17 protein-coding genes are annotated in these 20,049 nt (G+C 44.0%); 1 reads left to right on the top strand and 16 read right to left on the bottom strand.

Going from position 1 to position 20,049, the window contains the following annotated elements; genetic code table 11:
- Positions 1 to 23: 23 nt before the first annotated feature.
- The 16 genes from dnaE to rpsB form a co-directional block, all read right to left on the bottom strand.
- Positions 24 to 3,503 (bottom strand): DNA polymerase III subunit alpha, encoded by a 3,480-nt coding sequence (dnaE, locus tag AB4180_RS05690; protein ID WP_009847404.1) that lies wholly within the window; start codon positions 3,501 to 3,503, stop codon positions 24 to 26.
- 160 nt (positions 3,504 to 3,663) lie between these two features.
- Complete coding sequence (rnhB, locus tag AB4180_RS05685) at positions 3,664 to 4,284, bottom strand: ribonuclease HII (protein WP_102249085.1); 621 nt, start codon at positions 4,282 to 4,284, stop codon at positions 3,664 to 3,666.
- A gap of 48 nt (positions 4,285 to 4,332) precedes the next feature.
- On the bottom strand, positions 4,333 to 5,529 hold the full coding sequence (gene lpxB, locus AB4180_RS05680) for a lipid-A-disaccharide synthase (RefSeq protein ID WP_102249086.1): 1,197 nt from the start codon (positions 5,527 to 5,529) through the stop codon (positions 4,333 to 4,335).
- Between the two features lie 129 nt (positions 5,530 to 5,658).
- Positions 5,659 to 6,447, bottom strand: a complete 789-nt coding sequence (gene lpxA / locus AB4180_RS05675) for an acyl-ACP--UDP-N-acetylglucosamine O-acyltransferase (protein ID WP_009847407.1) — start codon at positions 6,445 to 6,447, stop codon at positions 5,659 to 5,661.
- Between the two features lies 1 nt (position 6,448).
- Complete coding sequence (fabZ, locus tag AB4180_RS05670; RefSeq protein WP_009847408.1) at positions 6,449 to 6,901, bottom strand: 3-hydroxyacyl-ACP dehydratase FabZ; 453 nt, start codon at positions 6,899 to 6,901, stop codon at positions 6,449 to 6,451.
- 93 nt (positions 6,902 to 6,994) lie between these two features.
- A complete protein-coding gene (gene lpxD / locus AB4180_RS05665) occupies positions 6,995 to 8,026 on the bottom strand; it encodes a UDP-3-O-(3-hydroxymyristoyl)glucosamine N-acyltransferase (protein WP_017096814.1) in 1,032 nt (343 codons plus the stop codon).
- Between the two features lie 5 nt (positions 8,027 to 8,031).
- Positions 8,032 to 8,532, bottom strand: a complete 501-nt coding sequence (locus tag AB4180_RS05660) for an OmpH family outer membrane protein (RefSeq protein ID WP_009847410.1) — start codon at positions 8,530 to 8,532, stop codon at positions 8,032 to 8,034.
- 27 nt (positions 8,533 to 8,559) lie between these two features.
- On the bottom strand, positions 8,560 to 10,965 hold the full coding sequence (gene bamA / locus AB4180_RS05655) for an outer membrane protein assembly factor BamA (RefSeq protein WP_017096813.1): 2,406 nt from the start codon (positions 10,963 to 10,965) through the stop codon (positions 8,560 to 8,562).
- A gap of 48 nt (positions 10,966 to 11,013) precedes the next feature.
- The gene (rseP, locus tag AB4180_RS05650; protein WP_102249087.1) at positions 11,014 to 12,372 is read right to left on the bottom strand and encodes a sigma E protease regulator RseP; all 1,359 of its coding nucleotides are present in this window, start codon (positions 12,370 to 12,372) and stop codon (positions 11,014 to 11,016) included.
- Positions 12,369 to 13,577 carry a 1-deoxy-D-xylulose-5-phosphate reductoisomerase gene (gene ispC / locus AB4180_RS05645; RefSeq protein WP_102249088.1) on the bottom strand — a complete coding sequence of 403 codons (1,209 nt, stop codon included), beginning with the start codon at positions 13,575 to 13,577 and terminating at the stop codon, positions 12,369 to 12,371. The genes rseP and ispC overlap by 4 nt, the downstream gene beginning before the upstream one ends.
- Positions 13,578 to 13,628: 51 nt before the next feature.
- Entirely contained in the window at positions 13,629 to 14,471 is an 843-nt protein-coding gene (locus tag AB4180_RS05640; protein ID WP_017096810.1) for a phosphatidate cytidylyltransferase, read from the bottom strand.
- Between the two features lie 16 nt (positions 14,472 to 14,487).
- Complete coding sequence (locus AB4180_RS05635; RefSeq protein WP_009847415.1) at positions 14,488 to 15,240, bottom strand: isoprenyl transferase; 753 nt, start codon at positions 15,238 to 15,240, stop codon at positions 14,488 to 14,490.
- Between the two features lie 98 nt (positions 15,241 to 15,338).
- Positions 15,339 to 15,896 carry a ribosome recycling factor gene (gene frr, locus AB4180_RS05630; RefSeq protein WP_009847417.1) on the bottom strand — a complete coding sequence of 186 codons (558 nt, stop codon included), beginning with the start codon at positions 15,894 to 15,896 and terminating at the stop codon, positions 15,339 to 15,341.
- A gap of 98 nt (positions 15,897 to 15,994) precedes the next feature.
- Positions 15,995 to 16,726, bottom strand: coding sequence for a UMP kinase (gene pyrH, locus AB4180_RS05625; protein WP_009847418.1), 732 nt, complete (start codon positions 16,724 to 16,726; stop codon positions 15,995 to 15,997).
- Between the two features lie 156 nt (positions 16,727 to 16,882).
- The gene (tsf, locus tag AB4180_RS05620) at positions 16,883 to 17,728 is read right to left on the bottom strand and encodes a translation elongation factor Ts (RefSeq protein ID WP_102249089.1); all 846 of its coding nucleotides are present in this window, start codon (positions 17,726 to 17,728) and stop codon (positions 16,883 to 16,885) included.
- Between the two features lie 137 nt (positions 17,729 to 17,865).
- Positions 17,866 to 18,597: a 30S ribosomal protein S2 gene (gene rpsB, locus AB4180_RS05615; RefSeq protein WP_009847420.1), complete on the bottom strand. Its 732-nt coding sequence runs from the start codon at positions 18,595 to 18,597 to the stop codon at positions 17,866 to 17,868.
- A 457-nt stretch (positions 18,598 to 19,054) separates the two neighbouring features.
- Here rpsB and map point away from each other — a divergent pair, with 457 nt between their 5' ends.
- The gene (map, locus tag AB4180_RS05610; protein WP_012604605.1) at positions 19,055 to 19,933 is read left to right on the top strand and encodes a type I methionyl aminopeptidase; all 879 of its coding nucleotides are present in this window, start codon (positions 19,055 to 19,057) and stop codon (positions 19,931 to 19,933) included.
- Positions 19,934 to 20,049: the final 116 nt, after the last annotated feature.

Below are 20,049 nucleotides of genomic sequence, written 5' to 3'. Positions count from 1 at the left end.
CTCCGCAGTTACGGAGCTAAATTTTAGTTAAATTCGAGTTCTACTTGGCTATTTCCAAGCAGCTGTTTTAATTCGTCTAGTAATGTATCACTTGGCGTCACACGCCATTCTGTGCCCAATGTTAACCGCGCTCTAGCGTCGGCACGTTGGTAGTATACATTGACTGGGACCGTTCCGGCTCTATAAGGTTCTAAGATTTGACCAAAGCGTTCAAAAAATTGACCGTTAATTTGGGATTGCTCGATAGATATCGACACCCCACGAGCATATTTCTCACGGGCGCTTCCTAAGTCCATGACCTCGCGCGCGGACATTTTAAGCCCACCATTGAAATCATCAAAGCTGACCTGTCCAGAAACAACCACAATTTTGTCTTTTTCGAGCAATTCTGCGTAGCGATCGAGCGCATCCGAGAACAACATCACTTCCATCCGACCCGATCGGTCGTCGAGGGTCATCAAACCAATTCGAGTTCCGCGCTTCGTGGTCATTACCCTAGCAGCAATTACTAAGCCTGCAATCGTTAATGACTGGTCACGACGTGTCGGCGTGGCATCTTTCAAGCGACAGCTGGTGTATTTCGCGAGCTCTTTAATGTACGCATTAACCGGGTGACCCGTTAAATACAAACCTAACGTCTCACGCTCACCTTCAAGCCAAACCTTTTCAGGCCACTTCGGTACTTGGGTATACTTGTGTTCTACTTCTTCCGGAGCGTCGGTCAACACGCCAAACATATCCGATTGACCAAAAGACTCAGCGTGGTGATGTTGGCTTGCCGCCTTAACCGCATCTTTCAATGAGGCCATCATCGCCGCTCGGTGAGGACCTAATCTATCTAAGGCGCCTGACAGAATCAACTTTTCGATAACACGCTTGTTCACTTTTTTCAGATCAAGTCGTGCACAGAAGTCGAACAAGTCTTTAAAGTAACCGCCTTTATTACGCGCTTCGATAATAGCTTCAATTGGGCCTTCACCAACCCCTTTAATCGCACCAATGCCATAAACAATCGCGCCATCTTCATCGACATTAAAGCGGTATAGACCCGAGTTGATGTCAGGTGGAAGGAGCTTGAGCTTCATGCGGAAACACTCATCGACAAGGCCAATAACCTTTTCGGTGTTATCCATATCCGCGGTCATTACTGCCGCCATGAATTCCGCAGGATAGTGCGTTTTCAACCACAGTGTTTGATAAGAAACCAGTGCGTATGCGGCCGAGTGAGATTTGTTAAAACCGTAGCCCGCAAACTTCTCTACCAAGTCAAAGATCTTCATGGACAGTTCGCCATCAACACCATTGGCTTCAGCACCTTCTTTAAAGGTACCGCGCTGTTTTGCCATCTCTTCAGGCTTTTTCTTACCCATCGCACGACGCAGCATATCGGCTCCACCAAGCGTATAACCCGCAAGGATCTGAGCGATTTGCATTACCTGTTCTTGATACAGGATGATGCCGTACGTAGGTTCTAGTGTCTCTTTAAGCGATTCGTGTTGCCACGTTTCATCAGGGTAAGAGACCGCCTCTCGTCCGTGTTTACGGTCGATAAAGTTATCTACCATGCCTGATTGCAGAGGGCCCGGACGGAACAAGGCCACCAATGCGATGATATCTTCAAAACAGTCGGGTTGCAGACGCTTGATCAGATCTTTCATACCGCGAGATTCCAGTTGGAATACCGCAGTCGTTTCTGAATTCTGTAATAGGTTAAATGACGCTTGATCATCCAAAGGAATCGACTCGATACGAACCGGATCTTTCCCCTCTTTCGCTAAGCGAGGGTTTACTAGGCCTAGTGCCCAGTCAATGATCGTCAGTGTACGCAGCCCCAAGAAGTCAAACTTAACCAAGCCAGCAGTTTCTACGTCATTCTTATCGAATTGCGTTACTGGGAAGTTACCTTCAGCATCGGCATAGATAGGTGCAAAATCAGTAATCGTGGTCGGTGAGATTACAACACCACCTGCGTGTTTACCTGCGTTTCGCGTACAACCTTCTAAAATTCGACATTTATCAATCAGCTCACGAACTTCTTCATCGCCGTCGTAGAGTTCTGGCAAGGCAGGTTCAGCTAGGAATGCTTTCTCTAGCGTCATGCCCGGATCAGGCGGAACCAGCTTAGAAATTCGGTCAACAAAACCAAATGGGTGGCCTAATACACGGCCAACGTCACGGATTACCGCTTTTGCCGCCATAGTACCGAAGGTGATGATCTGAGAAACGGCATCACGGCCGTACATTTCAGCCACGTGATCAATAACTTGGTCACGCTTATCCATACAGAAGTCGATATCGAAATCGGGCATGGATACACGTTCTGGGTTCAAGAAACGTTCGAACAGCAAGTCATATTCAAGTGGATCAAGATCCGTGATATCAAGCGCGTAAGCCACCAAAGACCCGGCACCAGAACCACGACCTGGGCCTACTGGTACATCATTATCTTTTGACCACTGGATGAACTCCATTACGATCAAGAAGTAACCTGGGAAACCCATGTTATTAACTACTTCTAGCTCGATTTTAAGTCGCTCATCGTATTCAGGCCTGCGTTCAGCTCTGACTTTTTCATCAGGAAACAGGAATGCTAAACGTCGCTCAAGACCTTCTTCTGATTTTTTGATCAGGAAGTCTTCAATCGCTAAACCTTCCGTTGGGAAGTTAGGTAGGAAGTACTCCCCTAAACGTACAGTCACGTTACAACGCTTGGCGATCTCAACGCTGTTCTCTAATGCTTCAGGGATATCTGAGAACAACTCACACATCTCTTCTTCGCTACGGAGGTACTGTTGTGGACTGTAGTTTTTCGGTCGACGTGGATCAACCATGGTAAAGCCGTCGTGAATCGCCACACGGATTTCATGAGCGTCAAACAAGTCTTCGGAAATGAAGACCACTTCATTAGTCGCGACAACAGGCAGGTCTTCTTGCTCGGCTAATTCCAGCGCAAAGTGCAGATAAGACTCTTCGTCCGTACGTCCAGTTCGAATGAGCTCCAGATAAAAACGGTCTGCGAAATGTGTTTTGTAAAACTCAACGCTGCTTGCAACCAACTCTCTATTGCCTTTCAGCAACGCTTTACCAATCTCACCTTCTTTTGCACCCGATAAAAGAATCAGGCCTTCCGCATGTTCAATCAGCCACTCTTTATCAATAACAGGCTGATGCTGCACATGGCCACGAAGGTAAGCTTTTGATATTAATAACGTTAGGTTGTTGTAGCCTTTATTACTCGTTGCAATAACGGTGAGTTTTGTCAATTCATCGCCAAAATCCGGAGACTGCATCAAGAAGTCAGCACCAATAATTGGTTTAACCCCACACCCATGAGCAGTACCGTAGAATTTCACCAAACCGCACAGGTTGGTAAAGTCGGTCAATGCTAGAGCAGGCATACCCATTTCAGCGACTTTTTTAACTAATGGTGGAACCTTGGATAGGCCATCCACCATCGAAAAGTCACTGTGTACGCGTAGGTGAACAAATTTTGGATCTGACATTATTTTTCCTGAGTTCTAGGTTTGAGCCTAGGATTACAACTGTGTGTATTCTATTTTTTTCTAGCGTCACTAAGCAACTTTATTCGATGCCAAGATCCAATCAATTGGAAGCGCTAATCAACGTAAAGCTCTAATCTATATAGAGCTTATTCAATTTGCTCTAATCTATGCCAAGAATACGTTTTACTGGCTTAAAGCTTTTACGGTAATGCTCGGTTACGCCATGTTTTTCAATCGCTTCAAAATGCGCTTTTGTCGGGTAACCTTTATGTTTAGCAAAACCAAACTCTGGATGAAGCTTATCAAGTTCTTCCATCTCTTGGTCACGAACCACTTTAGCGATGATAGACGCTGCGCTGATTTCAGCCACCCGTAAATCCCCTTTCACAATAGCCAGACCGGCCATCGGTAGCTCAGGGACTCGGTTTCCATCTATTAGCGCCATATCAGGTTGAACACTCAGCCCGGCAATAGCACGCTGCATAGCTACCATAGTCGCTTGTAAGATATTCAACTCATCAATTTCTGGTGGGGAACAACGACCCACAGACCATGCCAAGGCTTTCTCTTTAATTTCAGGAAGCAGAGCAAGGCGCTTTTTCTCAGACAGTTTTTTGGAATCGTTCAAGCCTTCGATTGGGTTATTCGGATCGAGGATAACCGCGGCGGTAACTACATCACCAACTAACGGCCCACGCCCCACTTCATCAACACCAGCGAATAACTGGTAGCCTTGAGGATACTCAAAAGGAGGAAATTCTTTTTTCTCTTTTACTGCCATGACAATTCTCTTTGTAACTTTTAAGCAAATGCTTTTGAAAGAAGCACTTTATGATTCAACACACTCTCGACCGATCAATTTCAGAACTGCGTTAGCTGCCTGTTTATCAGCATCTTTACGAATCCAGTGATGCATTTCAGTAAAGCGTTCAATAAGTGGCGCGTTGTCAGTTGAAAGCATCTTATCGACCGATGGGAAAAGGTAATCTGGGTGACACTCCTCAAGAATGTGTTCTTTTACGATTTCTTCACCCGCTAGGATATTCGGTAACGAGACAAATTCTGTGATCGACAATTTCTTAACGATATAGCCAGTGAGCTTGTTGACCTTGTAGCCAACGACCATTGGGCGTTTCAGCAACATACACTCAAGAGCAACAGTACCAGAAGCTAACAAAACAGAATCAGCAGCAGTAATCACATTGGTAGCCGTATCTTCTACCAAGGTAAATTCAAGTTCAGGTGCCGTCGATTGCCAGATCTCTGTAAACTGTTTCTTGCGCTGTTCATTAACCAATGCAACAACAAAATTGATATCAGAGTACTTTTGCTTAATGCGCTGACAAGTTTCGATAAATGGTTGAGCAATCAAACTCATTTCACCACCACGGCTACCTGGCAATACCGCTAACCACGTCTTATCTTGATCTAAACCTAAAAGATCGCGAGCCTCTTTCTTATTCGGCTCCAGTGGAATGGTATCAGCCAACGTGTGGCCAACGAATTCACAAGCAACGTTATATTTATCATAAAACGCTTTTTCGAATGGTAAGAAAGCCAGTACCAAATCGGTTGCTTTGTCGATTTTAAAGATACGCTTTGGACGCCATGCCCAGACTGAAGGGCTGACATAATGAACAGTCTTAATGCCCGCGTTCTTAAGATCTAATTCAAGTCTTAGATTAAAGTCTGGCGCATCGATACCGACGAAGACATCTGGCGGGTTTTGAGTAAAGTACTTAACTAGCTCCGCTTTCACTTTTAGCAAGCGAGGTAAACGACCAAGCACTTCTACAAGCCCCATCACGGCAAGCTCTTCCATTTCGAAAAGAGACTCACAACCAAGCGCCTTCATTTTTGGTCCGCCAATACCCACGAATTCAGCATTCGGATATTGTGATTTGATCGCTTTAATAAAGCCTTCGCCAAGCGTGTCACCAGAGAGTTCTCCAACAACGATACCTACACGCAGAGGTTCATTCGAAACAAAGTCCAAGCTATTGGTTGCTGCTTCTTGCTGTGCCATAGTTTTCTAATTCCCTTCTTGCCTAAAACAAAAAAGATCGCCTAACGAGTAGCGATCTTTTTGTTATACCAATCTAACGAGGTAACTATTGTCATACTCATATTGATTGGTACATAACCACATCAAGTATTAACGAATAATACCGCGCTCAGAGCTCTCTAGCATTTCTAACATAGGAGTTACCGAAGCAAACTCTTTCGCCATTTCAACTAAAGCGGCTTTCGCTTCTTCAAGTGTTTTGCCTGAACGGTATAACTCTTTGTACGCTTTCTGTAATGCTCGAATTTCTGGTTTCTCAAACCCGTTACGCTTCAAGCCCACTAGGTTGAGGCCGAATGGCGCTGCGTGGTTACCTTGAGCAAGTACGTAAGGAAGTACATCTTGAACAACCGCAGAACAGCCGCCAATGTAAGCGTAAGCACCAATAGAACAAAATGGGTGAATAGCAGACAATGCCATAACACCAGCATAATCACCAACGGTTACGTGGCCACCAAGAATAGCATTGTTACCAATGTGAGTATGGTTACCAACAATAACATCGTGCGCTACGTGAGCATTTACACAAAGTAAGTTGTCATCGCCAATCACAGTGGTAGCTTTGTCTTGAGTTGTACCACGGTGGATCTGAACTGCTTCACGAATCACATTACGGTCACCGATCACAACAGTCGTATCTTCACCACCGTATTTCTTATCTTGGTTTTCTTCTCCAATCACTGCGTGTGGGAAGATTCGGTTTTGCTTACCAATTGTCGTGTGACCTTTGATCACAACATGCGACATCACTTCAGTGTCGTCACCAATTGTCACGTTACCAGCAATGTAAGTGAAAGGACCAACCGTCACGTTAGCACCGATAGTTACATCACCTTCGATTACTGCTGCCGGGTGAATTTTCGCTGTTTCATGAATCATATTAAAACTCTCTACGAGCACATTTAAGTTCAGCTGAACATACAACTACGCCGTCAACTTTCGCTACACCGTTAAACGATGCAATGCCACGACGTTCTTTTAAGAACTCAACTTCGATAACCAATTGGTCACCTGGCACTACTGGCTTGCGGAACTTCGCTTTATCTACGCTAGCAAAGTAGTAAAGCTCATTACCAGAAGGAGCACCAAAAGATTTAAATGCTAGAAGACCTGTTGCTTGCGCCATTGCTTCTAAGATCAACACACCTGGGAATACAGGAAGTTGTGGGAAGTGGCCTGTGAACTGAGGTTCGTTAACAGAAACATTCTTAATCGCAGTCAGTGTCTTTTCTTTTTCAAAGCTAGTCACACGATCAACCATTAAGAATGGGTAGCGATGAGGTAATAGTTCCTGAATTTCAGTAATGTTCATCGTTGTCTGTTCAGTAGTCAAAGTCGTATTCCTATGTATATTCTTTATTTAATGAGAAGGATTATAAACGAAAAAGACTCGCTGTACGCGAGCCTTTTATTAGAAATGCTGGAATTATGATTCCGCGCTGTTCTCGATAAGTTTTTCAACGGTTTTCAAACGCTTGTTCATTTCATCAATACGATGAACTCGCGTTGCTGTTTTACGCCAATCTTTATTTGGCTGCAAAGGAATACCTGAAGAGTACATGCCTTTTTCGGTGATACTGCGCATTACCATCCCCATACCGGTGATTGTAACGCCGTCAACGATTTCTATATGACCATTAATCACACAACCGCCACCAATAATACAGTACTTACCTATCGTTGTGCTGCCGGCGATGATAGTACCACCTGCAATAGCAGAACCATATCCGATGTGAACATTATGAGCTATCTGAAGTTGGTTATCTAAGATAACGTTATCTTCAATAATAGTGTCATCTAATGCGCCACGGTCAACGGTAGTACACGCGCCGATTTCTACGCGGTTACCAACACGAACTGAACCGACTTGCGGGATCTTAACCCACTCGCCTTTCTCATTCGCATAACCAAAACCATCGGATCCAATCACTGTACTAGATTGAATCAAACATGCTTCGCCAATCACCACTTCATGGTAAACACTTACGTTAGCCCAAAGCTTAGTACCTGCGCCAATTTTTGCATTTTGACCAATAAAGCAACCAGCACCGATAACGACGTCATCACCAAGCACTACGCCAGTTTCAATCACAGCATTGGCACCAATAGACACATTTTGTCCAATGGTCGCGTCGCCTGAAATTGAAGCAGAATCAGCAATACCCGTAGCTGGCGCTGGCGTGGAATCAAGCGCTTGAGCAACCTTAGCAAAAGCAACATAAGGGTCGCTGACCACAATAATGTTGGTCTTACACAGTTCACGCTCGCTCTCTTTAACCATAATAGCGGATGCTTTACAGTCACCAAGGTGCTTGCTGTACTTCACGTTCGAAAGGAACGTAATATTTCCTTCTTGCGCTTTATCCATAGGAGCGACTGCTGAAACGGTAACTGTACCGTCTCCGTGTAGCTCTCCACCGGTAATCGTTGCCAATTCGGCTAAGGTCAGATTCTTCATAAAACTTATTTCAGTGATTTAATTACTTTTTCAGAGATGTTGTATTCTGGCTTGCCGTACTGCAGAGCTTGAATATCAACGATCATGTCGTAGCCTTCTTTCTCTGCAACTTTAGTTACAGCATCTTGAATTACTTTGAATAGCTTCTGCTTCTCTTGTGCTTCACGACGTTGGCTTGCTTTTTCTAGTGCTTGAGCTTTGATTTTGTATTTGCTATCTAGTTGGCCGACTTCAATACGAAGTTTCTCTACTTCATCAGGCCCTAATAGCTCACCATCACGCTTAAGCTTTTCAATCTTAGTCTTAGCTTCAGCTTGGATACTTTGAAGCTCAGCAGCTTTATCTTTGAACTCTTCCTGCATTTTTTGAAGAACAACTTCACGCTGAGGTAGAGCCTGGAATACTTGTGCAGTATTTACATAGCCCACTTTTTGCGCAGCTTCAGCCGCTGTTGCAAAGAAAGAAGAGCTAAGAACTACAAGGCCTAAACCTGCTGCTTTAATCATATTTTTCAAAATATTGTCCTTTAAAGATTAGAAAGTTCTACCAATGGTGAATGTGAAGAATTCTTCGTCATCACCTTCGTAGATTTTGATTGGTTTCGCTAGAGAGAAAACCAATGGTCCCATCGGTGACATCCACTGAAGAGCGGCACCATAAGATGAACGGTAATTTGTTGGGTCAGAGTAATCGTAGTAGTACTGTTGACCGCTATTCGGTGCGCCACGGTCTACGAATTCGGTATCCCATACACTTGCCATATCGAAGAACACGCTAGTTCGAATCTGACTGCGCGCTTCATCAGAAGCAAACGGTGTTGGTACGATTAACTCTACGCTAGCCAAAGCAACCGCATTACCACCAACCGAATCATCGGTTGCAGAATTGTACGTCGGGTTGTTGCCCGTGCTATTTCCGTAAACAGCTTTTGGACCAGCTGAGTTAGAACCAAAACCACGTAGTGTTGTAAAACCACCCGCGTAGTAGTTTTCGTAGAATGGGAACAAGTTATCATTACCATCCGTTTGACCATAACCGTTACCATAGCCTAATCGACCACGCATCAATAGTGTGAACTCATGCTTTTTAGTCAACGGAATGTAATGTTTTACATCGTATTGCGCTTTGAAGTATTTCGCATCCGAGCCTGGTACGGTTATTTTCGCGAAAGCACGTTGGTGGTTACCTTCAGTAGGGAAGAAGCCACGGTTAAGGTTGTTGCGCGTCCAAGAGATATTGATATCGAAGTCATCGGTTAAGATATGCTCATCACCGTATTGGTCAATACTTCTCGCAAACTGTTCAACTTGAATATAGGTAGGAACGTTACCGATTTTGTTGTGCGTATAACCAAAACCAAACTCGAGACGGTTCAGCTCATCCATAGGGAAACCCCATGTTAAGCTCGTACCATAACTTTGGTTGGTATAATCGACAATACCCGCTTCAGAGGCTTCAAATTCGTTGTAGAAGATTTTCCCTCCCATACTCACACCATCAAGGTTCCAGTATGGGTCGCGGTAGTCTAAGCTCACATTCTTTTGGTAATCGTTCATCATGGCGCTTACGCCAACACGGTTACCAGAACCTGCAAAGTTATCTTGCTGTAAACCAACCTGGAAGCTGACACCCGATTCAGTACCGTAGCCAACACCGAAGTTGACGCTACCCGAGTTCGCTTCCTTAACGTTGTAAACCAGATCCACTTGGTCTTCACTGCCAGGAACACGTACCGTTTGCACATCGACCGTTTCAAAAAAGCCTAAACGGTTAAGACGGTTCTTACCTGTATCAATCGACTTGGAGTTCAGCCAGCTGCCTTCCATTTGACGCATTTCACGACGCAGTACTTCATCTTTCGTTGAGTTGTTACCCGTGAATCGAATATCACGAACGTAGATACGGCTGCCCGCTTCTACATTGATAACCAACGACACTTCTTTGGTCTCATCGTCAAATTCAGGAATCGTACGAACTTGTGGGTACGCATAGCCAGCTTCGCCTAGAATTCGTTTCACGCCCTCTTCTAAAGACGTTACAGAAGAACCGTTATATGTATCGCCATCTTCGAATGGCACTAACGCTTCGAAGTCAGCCTCGCGGCCGATAAGCTCACCACGGAAAGAGACATCTTTAACGGTATAAGCTTCGCCTTCATCTAGGCCTAGCGTGATGTAAACACCTTTCTTATCAGGAGAGATCGCAACCTGAGTCGAATCCACCTTAAATTTAAGGTAACCACGGTCAAGGTAGTAAGATTTCAACGCTTCGATATCACCAGCCAGTACTTGCTTCTGGTATTTTTCATCCGCAAGGAAATTCCACCATGCAACATCAACGTTCAAGTTGAAACGACTAAGTAGATCAGCGTCAGAGAAAACTTCGTTACCGATAAAGTTAATTTGCTGAATCTTAGCGGACACGCCCTCAGTAAACACAAACTTAAGGTCAGAACGGTTACGAGGCAGAGGCGTCACTACGGCTTTTACTGTCGCGTTGTATTTACCAACACTGTAGTAGAAATCTTCAAGGCCCTTCTCAATGTTACTCAGTGTAGTACGGTCAAGGGCTTCACCTTCACGAACACCAGATGCATCTAGGTTCTGCTGAAGTTGTTCTTCTTTGATCGCCTTGTTACCTGAGAATGAGATACTTGCGATGGTCGGTCGTTCTTTGACTTGAACAACTAAAACATCATCATCGCGAAGAACTTTAACGTCCTCAAAGTTGCCTGAAGCATACAGTGCACGAATGATCTCAGACACATCGCCGTCATCCACTTCATCGCCAATACGTACTGGCATTTTCAGTAGAGCTGCACCAAGTGCAACACGCTGTAAACCTTCGATCTTGATATCTTGAACTACAAAGTTTTGTGCTCCGTTCGCAGCCACACTAGTGGCCAATAGACTTGCGAACAGAATTTGCTTAATCGCCATACTTATTCTAATTATTCCTTGCTACTACCAATGCCTGTGAGAAACCATTCACAGACGAGTAAAATCATTAAATATTGCCAGAGCCATCAAAGAGAAGAGGATTGCGCCTCCCACTCTGTATCCCATTTCTTGAACTTTTTCAGGTACAGGTTTACGAGTAACGGCCTCAATAGCGAAAAAGAGCAAATGTCCGCCATCAAGCATAGGCAGCGGAACTAAATTAATAATACCCAAGTTAACACTAATCAGAGCTAAAAAACCTAAGAAGTAAACCAAACCGTAATCGGCGGTTGCCCCTGCGCCTTTAGCAATTGAAATTGGGCCACTCAAGTTATTTAAGCCAACATCACCAACGATAAGCTTCTTAAGCATTGTCAGTGTCAAACCTATGATTTGACCTGTTTTATCAAATGCTTTTCCTACAGACTCAATTACACCAAATTGTAACTCAAAGCGATAATCTTCTGGCCATTCTGCGACTTCGGGAGCAATACCCGCATAGCCGATTGTAGAACCATCAGAAAATTCGCGACTATTCGGCGTCATAACCAATGACCGCTCAACACCATTTCGTAATACGACAAGGTCCAAGGGCATCATTGGGTGTGAACGGATTAATTCAACAACCGACTTCCACTGTTCAATAGGCTGACCATTAATTTCGACAATTTTATCGCCAGATTCTAGCCCTGCAGAATAGGCAGCACCGTCATCAATAACTTGAGCGAGCACTGTCGATATCTCTGGAGAATAGGGTCTAAAACCAAGCGTTGTCATTGCTGACTCAGTTTCTGGGTTGAACGACCAGTCAGAAATATCCAATGTTATCTGTTGTTCAAAGCCGATGTCGTCTTGAGAAGAAACCGTTACAGTCATGGACTCATCACCAATATGTGATATCAAACCCAAGTTTACTGATTCCCAATCTGCGGTTTTGATTCCTGAAATAGATTTAAGTTCCATTCCACTTTCAATTCCGGCTTGTGCCACGATAGATTGAGGTGTTACCTCTCCAATCACAGGCTTAACCGCTGGTACACCAATCAAAAAAACCAGCCAATATGCGAACACGGCAAATATAAAGTTGAATGCTGGACCTGCACCCACAATTGCTGTTCGTTTCCACAACGGTTTCTTATCAAAAGCGTATTGCTGTTCGTCTTCAGAAAGATCATCAACACGACCATCAAGCATCTTAACGTAGCCGCCCAATGGAATGACAGACAAGCTGTACTCTGTGCCATCGCGGCCAACTTTACTCCAGATCGATTTACCAAAACCAATCGAGAATTTTTCTACTTTCACACCGCAACGACGAGCAACCCAGAAGTGTCCAAATTCATGAACAGCGACCAGAATACCAAGCGCTACAATAAAGGATGCGAAGTTCCACAGAATTCCACTCATGCTAGCTGCTCTTTTATAAATTGAATGGCTATTTGACGAGACATATTATCGAGCTCGAGAAGGCTTTCCAAGCTATCTAAGCCCTCAGAGTTATGTTGTTCACATACTTTGTTCATAACATGCTCGTTAATGATAGCAATATCGGTAAACTTCACTTGATTGTTCAAGAAAGCATCGACTGCAATTTCGTTTGCCGCATTAATCGCTGTTGTTGCATGCTGACCCAAATAGCACGCCTCAATGGCTAATCTCAAACATGGGTAACGAGTTAAATCAGGCTCTAAGAAGGTAAGCTCGCCCACTTTTGTGAAATCCAGTGGCTTAACACCCGCTTCTGTGCGTTCAGGATAAGACATCGTCAAAGCGATTGGCGTTGCCATATCGGGTTCGCCCATTTGAGCGAGCACCGAGCCATCCTTGTACTGAACCATAGAATGAATCACAGACTGAGGGTGGATAATAACTTTGAGTTGCTCTTGAGAGGCATTAAATAGCCATTTCGCCTCAATGTACTCTAAGCCTTTATTCATCATAGTTGCTGAATCGACAGAGATTTTAGGGCCCATTGACCAGTTAGGGTGTGCAATAGCACGCTCAGGAGTAACGGATTCAAGCTCTGCGACATCGGTATAGCGGAAAGGGCCGCCAGAACCCGTCAAGAGAATATGGTTGATACCGTTCTCTTCCAGATTACAACGACCTAGATTGGTTTGTACATTTTGCGGTAAGCATTGAAAGATAGCATTGTGTTCACTATCGACAGGAAGTAGCTCAGCGCCATATTTTTCGACTGCGTCGATGAACAACTGCCCTGACATCACTAAGGCTTCTTTATTAGCAAGTAAGATACGCTTGCCCGCTTTAACTGCTGACATCGTAGGAAGCAAACCTGCCGCACCCACAATAGCAGCCATTACCGTGTCCACTTCATCTAGAGAAGCGACCTGACACATGCCTTCAGAACCAGAAAGAACTTTGATGTTTGGGTAATTTGTAGACAACACTTCAGTCAGCTTAGATGCTGCATCAGGGCAAGCCATAGCAACATAGCTTGGTTGCCACTTTTCAACTAACGCCAGCATCTTTTCAACATTCGAGCCTGCAGCCATTGCTACAACCGAATAGAGTTCTGGGTTTTGTTCAACGACTTTTAGTGTACTTGCACCAATTGAGCCGGTAGCGCCAAGGATAGTTAGATTTCGCATCACATATGACCGTAGAAATGTAATAAAGGGCAGAATCACTGCCCTTTTTTATTAGAATGCTAAATAAAGCAGAGCAAAGACAGGGAACGCAGCCGTTAAGCTATCTATTCTATCAAGTATACCACCATGACCAGGAATCAGATTACTGCTGTCTTTCACCCCAGAAACACGTTTAAACATGCTTTCAACAAGATCACCAAGAACAGAAATAACGACGGTCACAAGAGTAATAACAATCATGTGGAGAGGGCTTGTAAATTGGATATCAAACAAGTCAGCAAAGATCCAGGCCACGATCACTGCTGTAATGATGCCACCAATAAGACCTTCAATCGTTTTATTAGGACTCACCGCAGGGGCCATTTTGCGCTTGCCAAAGCTCTTTCCTGAAAAGTAAGCACCACTGTCCGCAGCCCAAACAAGCAAGCAAACGAACATCACCAATTTTGCGCCGTGGTAAGGATCAACATCGATACCGTTAGCACGCAGGATAACCACACTCCAGAAGAATGGTAGCAAAGTCAGCACGCCAAATGCGTGACGAAGAATGGATGAGTCTTTCCATGCTGGCATAGACTTAGGATAAGTCACTGCCATACCACTCGCGATTACCCACCAAATTGAACCAATCGTTAGAATGGCGTAGTGAGCACCCGATAAGTTATTAAGGCTAAATGCATCAAAAGGTATAAAAGCAAAACTTGCAGCACTTACCACAACTGTTGGAATCAACGCTAAATAACGTGATTTGCTTTCAACAAACTGAGTCCACTCCCAAAAACCCAATAGCGAGATTACTGCTAGTGAAAGAATAAACGTGGGAAGTGATAACTCGAAAATACCTAGAATAACTAGGGGAGCTAAAATCAACGCCGTAATAATTCGTTGTTTCAAACCAAAAAAATCCTTATTAACTGTCCATCAGAGCTTTAATTTGCTCACCGGTGCATCCAAAACGACGCTCGCGGTTTACAAACCAAGTCACAGCTTCTACTAAGCTGTCTTCATTAAAGTCTGGCCAGAATTGTTCAGTGAAATACATTTCGGCGTAAGCTAATTGCCAAAGCATAAAGTTACTAATGCGGCACTCGCCACTGGTGCGGATAAGTAGATCGACTTCTGGAATATCTGCCATCGTCAGGTGTTGTGTAATCATAGCTTCATCAATGTCTTCTACATTAATATCGCCAGACTTAACCTGTTGAGCAATCGAAGTCATCGCTTGCTGGATATCCCACTTACCGCCGTAGTTAGCCGCAATATTAATAACCATACCCGTATTGGTGCTAGTCAAAGCTTCCGCTTCTTCTATTTTCTTTTGTAGTCGCTCATTAAAACGACTTTTATCACCAATAACACGAAGTTGTAGATTATTTTTATGAAGCTTTTTTACTTCACTCGATAGCACTGAAATAAACAGTTCCATCAAGAGACCCACTTCTTCTTCAGGACGACGCCAATTTTCACTACTAAAAGCAAAAAGAGTTACGGCTTTAATGCCAAGTCTGGCTGCTGAAGATATGGTTTTTCGAACAGCTTGAACGCCATTTTTATGACCAAAGACACGAGGCTTACCCTGAGCTTTTGCCCAGCGACCATTACCATCCATAATGATAGCAATGTGTTTAGGAAGAGAGTCTGTGAACGCTTGAGAATTATGCATAAAAGAGTGAATCAAATTCTAATAGTCGAACAGAATAGCATAAAAAAACGCTGCACCGTGAGTACAGCGTTTTTCCTGAAAGAAAAGAATATGGAAAATTAAACTTCCATCAACTCTTTTTCTTTAACTGCTAGAACTTCGTCTACGTTCTTAACCGCAGCGTCAGTTAGCTTTTGAATTTCGTCTTGTGCTTTACGATCTTCGTCTTCTGAAATTTCTTTGTCTTTAAGAAGCGCTTTTAGATCGCCATTCGCGTCACGACGGATGTTACGAATAGCAACACGGCCACCTTCAGCTTCGCCACGAACGATTTTAACTAGGTCTTTACGACGCTCTTCCGTAAGCGGTGGAAGTGGAACGCGAATAACCGTACCTGCAGACATAGGGTTTAAGCCTAGGTCAGAAGTCATGATTGCTTTTTCAACAAGAGGAGTCAGTGTTTTATCAAACACTGTAATTGCTAGTGTACGTGCGTCTTCAGCAATAACGTTAGCTACTTGAGTCAAAGGCGTTGGTGCACCGTAGTACTCAACAGTAAGACCAGAAAGTAGGCTCGGGTGAGCACGGCCTGTACGGATTTTTTGTAGGCTGTTTTTTAGTGCATCAACACTTTTTACCATGCGCTCTTGAGCGTCTTTTTTGATTTCGTTAATCACAATTTCACCTTGATTATGTTCTTTCTTCAAGAAAGCTTTTTATTTGGAGTGATAAGGATAAGCTTACCGAAGCATTATACTTCAGTAAGCCCGAAAAATTAGTCAGCGTCGCTGATTAATGTACCTTCAGTTTCACCCATAACCACGCGACGTAGTGCGCCTGGCTTATTCATGTTAAATACACGGATTGGCATTTTGTGGTCACGTGCTAGCGTAAATGCGGCCAAGTCCATTACTTTCAATTCTTTCTCAAGAATTGTGTTGTAAGACAACGTATCATACAACTCTGCGTCTGGGTTTGCTACTGGGTCAGCAGTAAATACACCATCTACTTTTGTTGCTTTTAGAACTACGTCAGCTTCGATTTCGATACCGCGTAAACATGCAGCAGAGTCTGTAGTAAAGAATGGGTTACCAGTACCAGCAGAGAAGATCACAACACGACCTTGACGTAGTTGGCTGATTGCATCTGCCCAGTTGTAGTCGTCACATACACCTTTAAGAGGAATTGCTGACATTACACGTGCGTTTACGTAAGCACGGTGTAGTGCGTCACGCATAGCAAGGCCGTTCATTACCGTTGCAAGCATCCCCATATGGTCACCAACAACACGGTTCATACCCGCTTCTGCTAGGCCTGCGCCACGGAAAAGGTTACCACCACCGATAACAACACCAACTTGAACGCCTAGTTCAACCAATTCTTTTACTTCTTGAGCCATACGATCAAGGATCGTTGGGTCAATACCAAAACCTTCTTCGCCTTGTAGCGCTTCACCGCTAAGTTTTAACAGAATACGTTGATACGCTGGTTTAGGGTTCGTAGTCATGGAGCTTACCTTCCAAAGAGTTGATGATTAACAGTCATGGATAAAAACTGAAGAGCTCAGTTTGCATTCATAACAGCTAAAAGCCGGAAATAATTCATTATTCATAAAAAGACCGCAGCATTTGCCACGGTCTCTTTTCAAACAATACGCTAAGGATTAACCTTTTTGTACCGCTGCAACTTCGTCTGCGAAGCTCATTTCAGCTGCTTTCTCGATACCTTCACCGACTTCTAAACGAACGAAGGTAGTAACTGATGCGCCTTTCTCTTTAAGAATGTCAGCAACAGTTTTCTTAGGTTCCATGATGAAAGCTTGACCAGTAAGAGATACTTCGCCCGTGAATTTCTTCATACGGCCGATAACCATTTTCTCAGCGATCTCTTGTGGTTTGCCTTCGTTCATAGCGATTTCAACTTGAACAGCTTTTTCTTTTTCTACTACGTCAGCAGGTACGTCAGATGGGTTAACGTACTCAGGCTTAGAAGCAGCAACGTGCATAGCGATGTGCTTAAGCGTTTCAGCTTCGCCTTCACCGCCAACAACAACACCGATTTTCTCGCCGTGACGGTAAGAAGCTAGTGCAACACCTTCAACAAGCTCAACACGACGGATGCTGATGTTCTCACCGATCTTAGTTACTAGAGCGATACGTGCGTCTTCAAACTTAGCTTGAAGTGCAACGATGTCTAGACGTTCAGCTAGAGCAACTTCAGCAACTTCGTTAGCGAATGCAAGGAAACCTGCATCTTTAGCTACGAAATCAGTTTGGCAGTTCACTTCAAGAAGAGCAGCAACGCCAGCTTCTTCTTTAATGATGATTGCGCCTTCAGCAGCAACGTTACCAGCTTTTTTAGCTGCTTTCGCTGCGCCAGATTTACGCATGTTTTCAATTGCTAGCTCGATGTCGCCTTCAGCAGCAACAAGCGCTTTTTTACATTCCATCATGCCCGCAGCTGTGCGTTCACGAAGTTCTTTAACTAGAGCTGCAGTTACAGTTGCCATTCTCTATTCCTCAGTAAATTCTAAAAAAGATAAAAAACAGGGGCCTAATTAATTGGCCCCTGATATTGACTGTATTCAGTTCTTAAGCCATCGATTATGACCGCTTAATATGAACTAAATATGGCTCAGAGCCGCTATTATTCAGCTTCTACAAAACCGTCTTTTTCAGCAGCTACAGCAGCAACATCTTTGTTACGACCTTCTTTAACCGCGTCTGCAGCAGCGTTTAGGTAAAGCTGTACTGCACGGATTGCATCATCGTTACCAGGGATAACGAAGTCAACACCGTCTGGGTTAGAGTTAGTATCAACTACAGCGTAAACTGGGATACCTAGGTTGTTTGCTTCTTTAACTGCGATGTGTTCGTGATCAGCATCGATAACGAATAGAGCGTCTGGAAGGCCGCCCATGTTCTTGATACCACCAAGAGACTTCTCTAGCTTCTCCATTTCACGAGTGCGCATTAGAGCTTCTTTCTTAGTAAGCTTGTCGAAAGTACCGTCTTGAGCTTGCGCTTCAAGTTCTTTCAGACGCTTGATAGACTGACGAACAGTTTTGTAGTTCGTTAGCATACCGCCTAACCAGCGGTTGTTAACGTAGAACTGGTTGCTGTTGATAGCAGCTTCTTTAACAGCTTCAGATGCAGCGCGCTTAGTACCAACAAAAAGAACTTTACCTTTCTTCTCGCCAACTTTAGCGATTTCAGCTAGAGCGTCGTTGAACATTGGTACAGTTTTTTCTAGGTTGATGATATGTACTTTGTTACGAGCACCAAAGATGAATGGCTTCATTTTTGGGTTCCAGTAACGAGTTTGGTGACCGAAGTGAACACCAGCTTTAAGCATATCGCGCATTGATACAGTTGCCATTTTAAAATCCTCTATGGGGTTAGGCCTCCACATCCCCCATGAATCCGACCCCTAACAACTAACCACTTTTCAGCCGTTATCTGTGTTGTTGAGGCACCCCGGAACATGTGTCGGAATGTGTGTGATTTAAAGAAATAAGTTAGTGGACACAAAGCTTGTTTCGCCAATTGGAGAAAACAGTCCTGATGTCCGGCGCGCTTTATACCATATTTTGTCTATCTATGGCTAGAAAAAAATCCAAAAATGGCGACTGCTATACTCTAGCCTATTAGCGGATTTCACCGATAAATCGCGGCCTAATCAAATCGATTCAGCATCGTCTTACAGAGCAATATCGGCTTAAGTTAAGTAGTATCCACCAGCATTGTATGGATATGGGAATGTTGCGCTAAAATGCTGCACTGATAGAATAGCCCCAATATGCACACTTAGGTGCTACCAAATTAAGAGATATGCAATGGCTGTAAAAATTAAAACTGCTGAAGAAATTGAAAAAATGCGCGTCGCCGGCAAGCTGGCTTCTGAAATTTTAGAGATGATTGAACCTCACATCCAAGTGGGTACAACGACAGAAGAGCTTAACCAAATCTGTCACGAGTACGCTCTAGAGAGAGGCGCATACTCAGCACCACTTGATTACCACGGTTTCCCTAAGTCTATCTGTACGTCTATCAACCACATCGTGTGTCATGGTATTCCAGCATCACAAGATGAGACTGGTAGCACAGGTCAATTCAAACCTGCAGTATTGAAAGATGGCGATATTCTAAACGTTGACATCACTGTGATTGTTCCTGATGACGAAAATGCAGACCTAAGCACTCGTCCGCAGGGTTACCATGGTGACACATCTAAAATGTTCCTTGTGGGTGAAGTTTCACCAGCAAACAAACGTCTATGCATGGTTGCTCAAGAAGCACTTTATGAAGGCATGCGTCAGGTTAAACCAGGCGTTCAACTTGGCCAAGTTGGTACTGCTATCGAGAAGTACATCAAGACAAACAACAAGAATAACCCACGCGCTAAGTTCTCTATTGTAAAAGATTACTGTGGTCACGGCATTGGTTCTGAGTTCCACGAAGATCCACAAGTCGTTCACTACAAAAACAGCGATCGCACAGTGCTAAAAGCAGGCATGTGTTTCACAATCGAGCCAATGATCAATGCTGGTAAATTTGGTTGCCGTCTAGATGACGAAGATAGCTGGACAGTATACACAGCTGACAGCAAGAACTCGGCTCAGTGGGAACACACATTAGTTGTGACTGATACAGGTTGTGAAGTACTAACACTACGCAGCGATGATACGATTCCACGTATTATGAAGAACGCTTAGTTCAACAAACTGAACACCTCAGACTTTTGAAAATATCCTCGCATTGCCGAGGATATTTTTTTATCCGCTCAATTTCGATTTTGCATCAGCTTCTGTTAAATTGTTTACTATTCTCA

The organism is Vibrio sp. 10N.286.49.C3 (genome assembly GCF_041469545.1).
GTDB lineage: Bacteria > Pseudomonadota > Gammaproteobacteria > Enterobacterales > Vibrionaceae > Vibrio > Vibrio tasmaniensis_A.
This window is presented reverse-complemented; position numbering and strand designations above follow the sequence as displayed.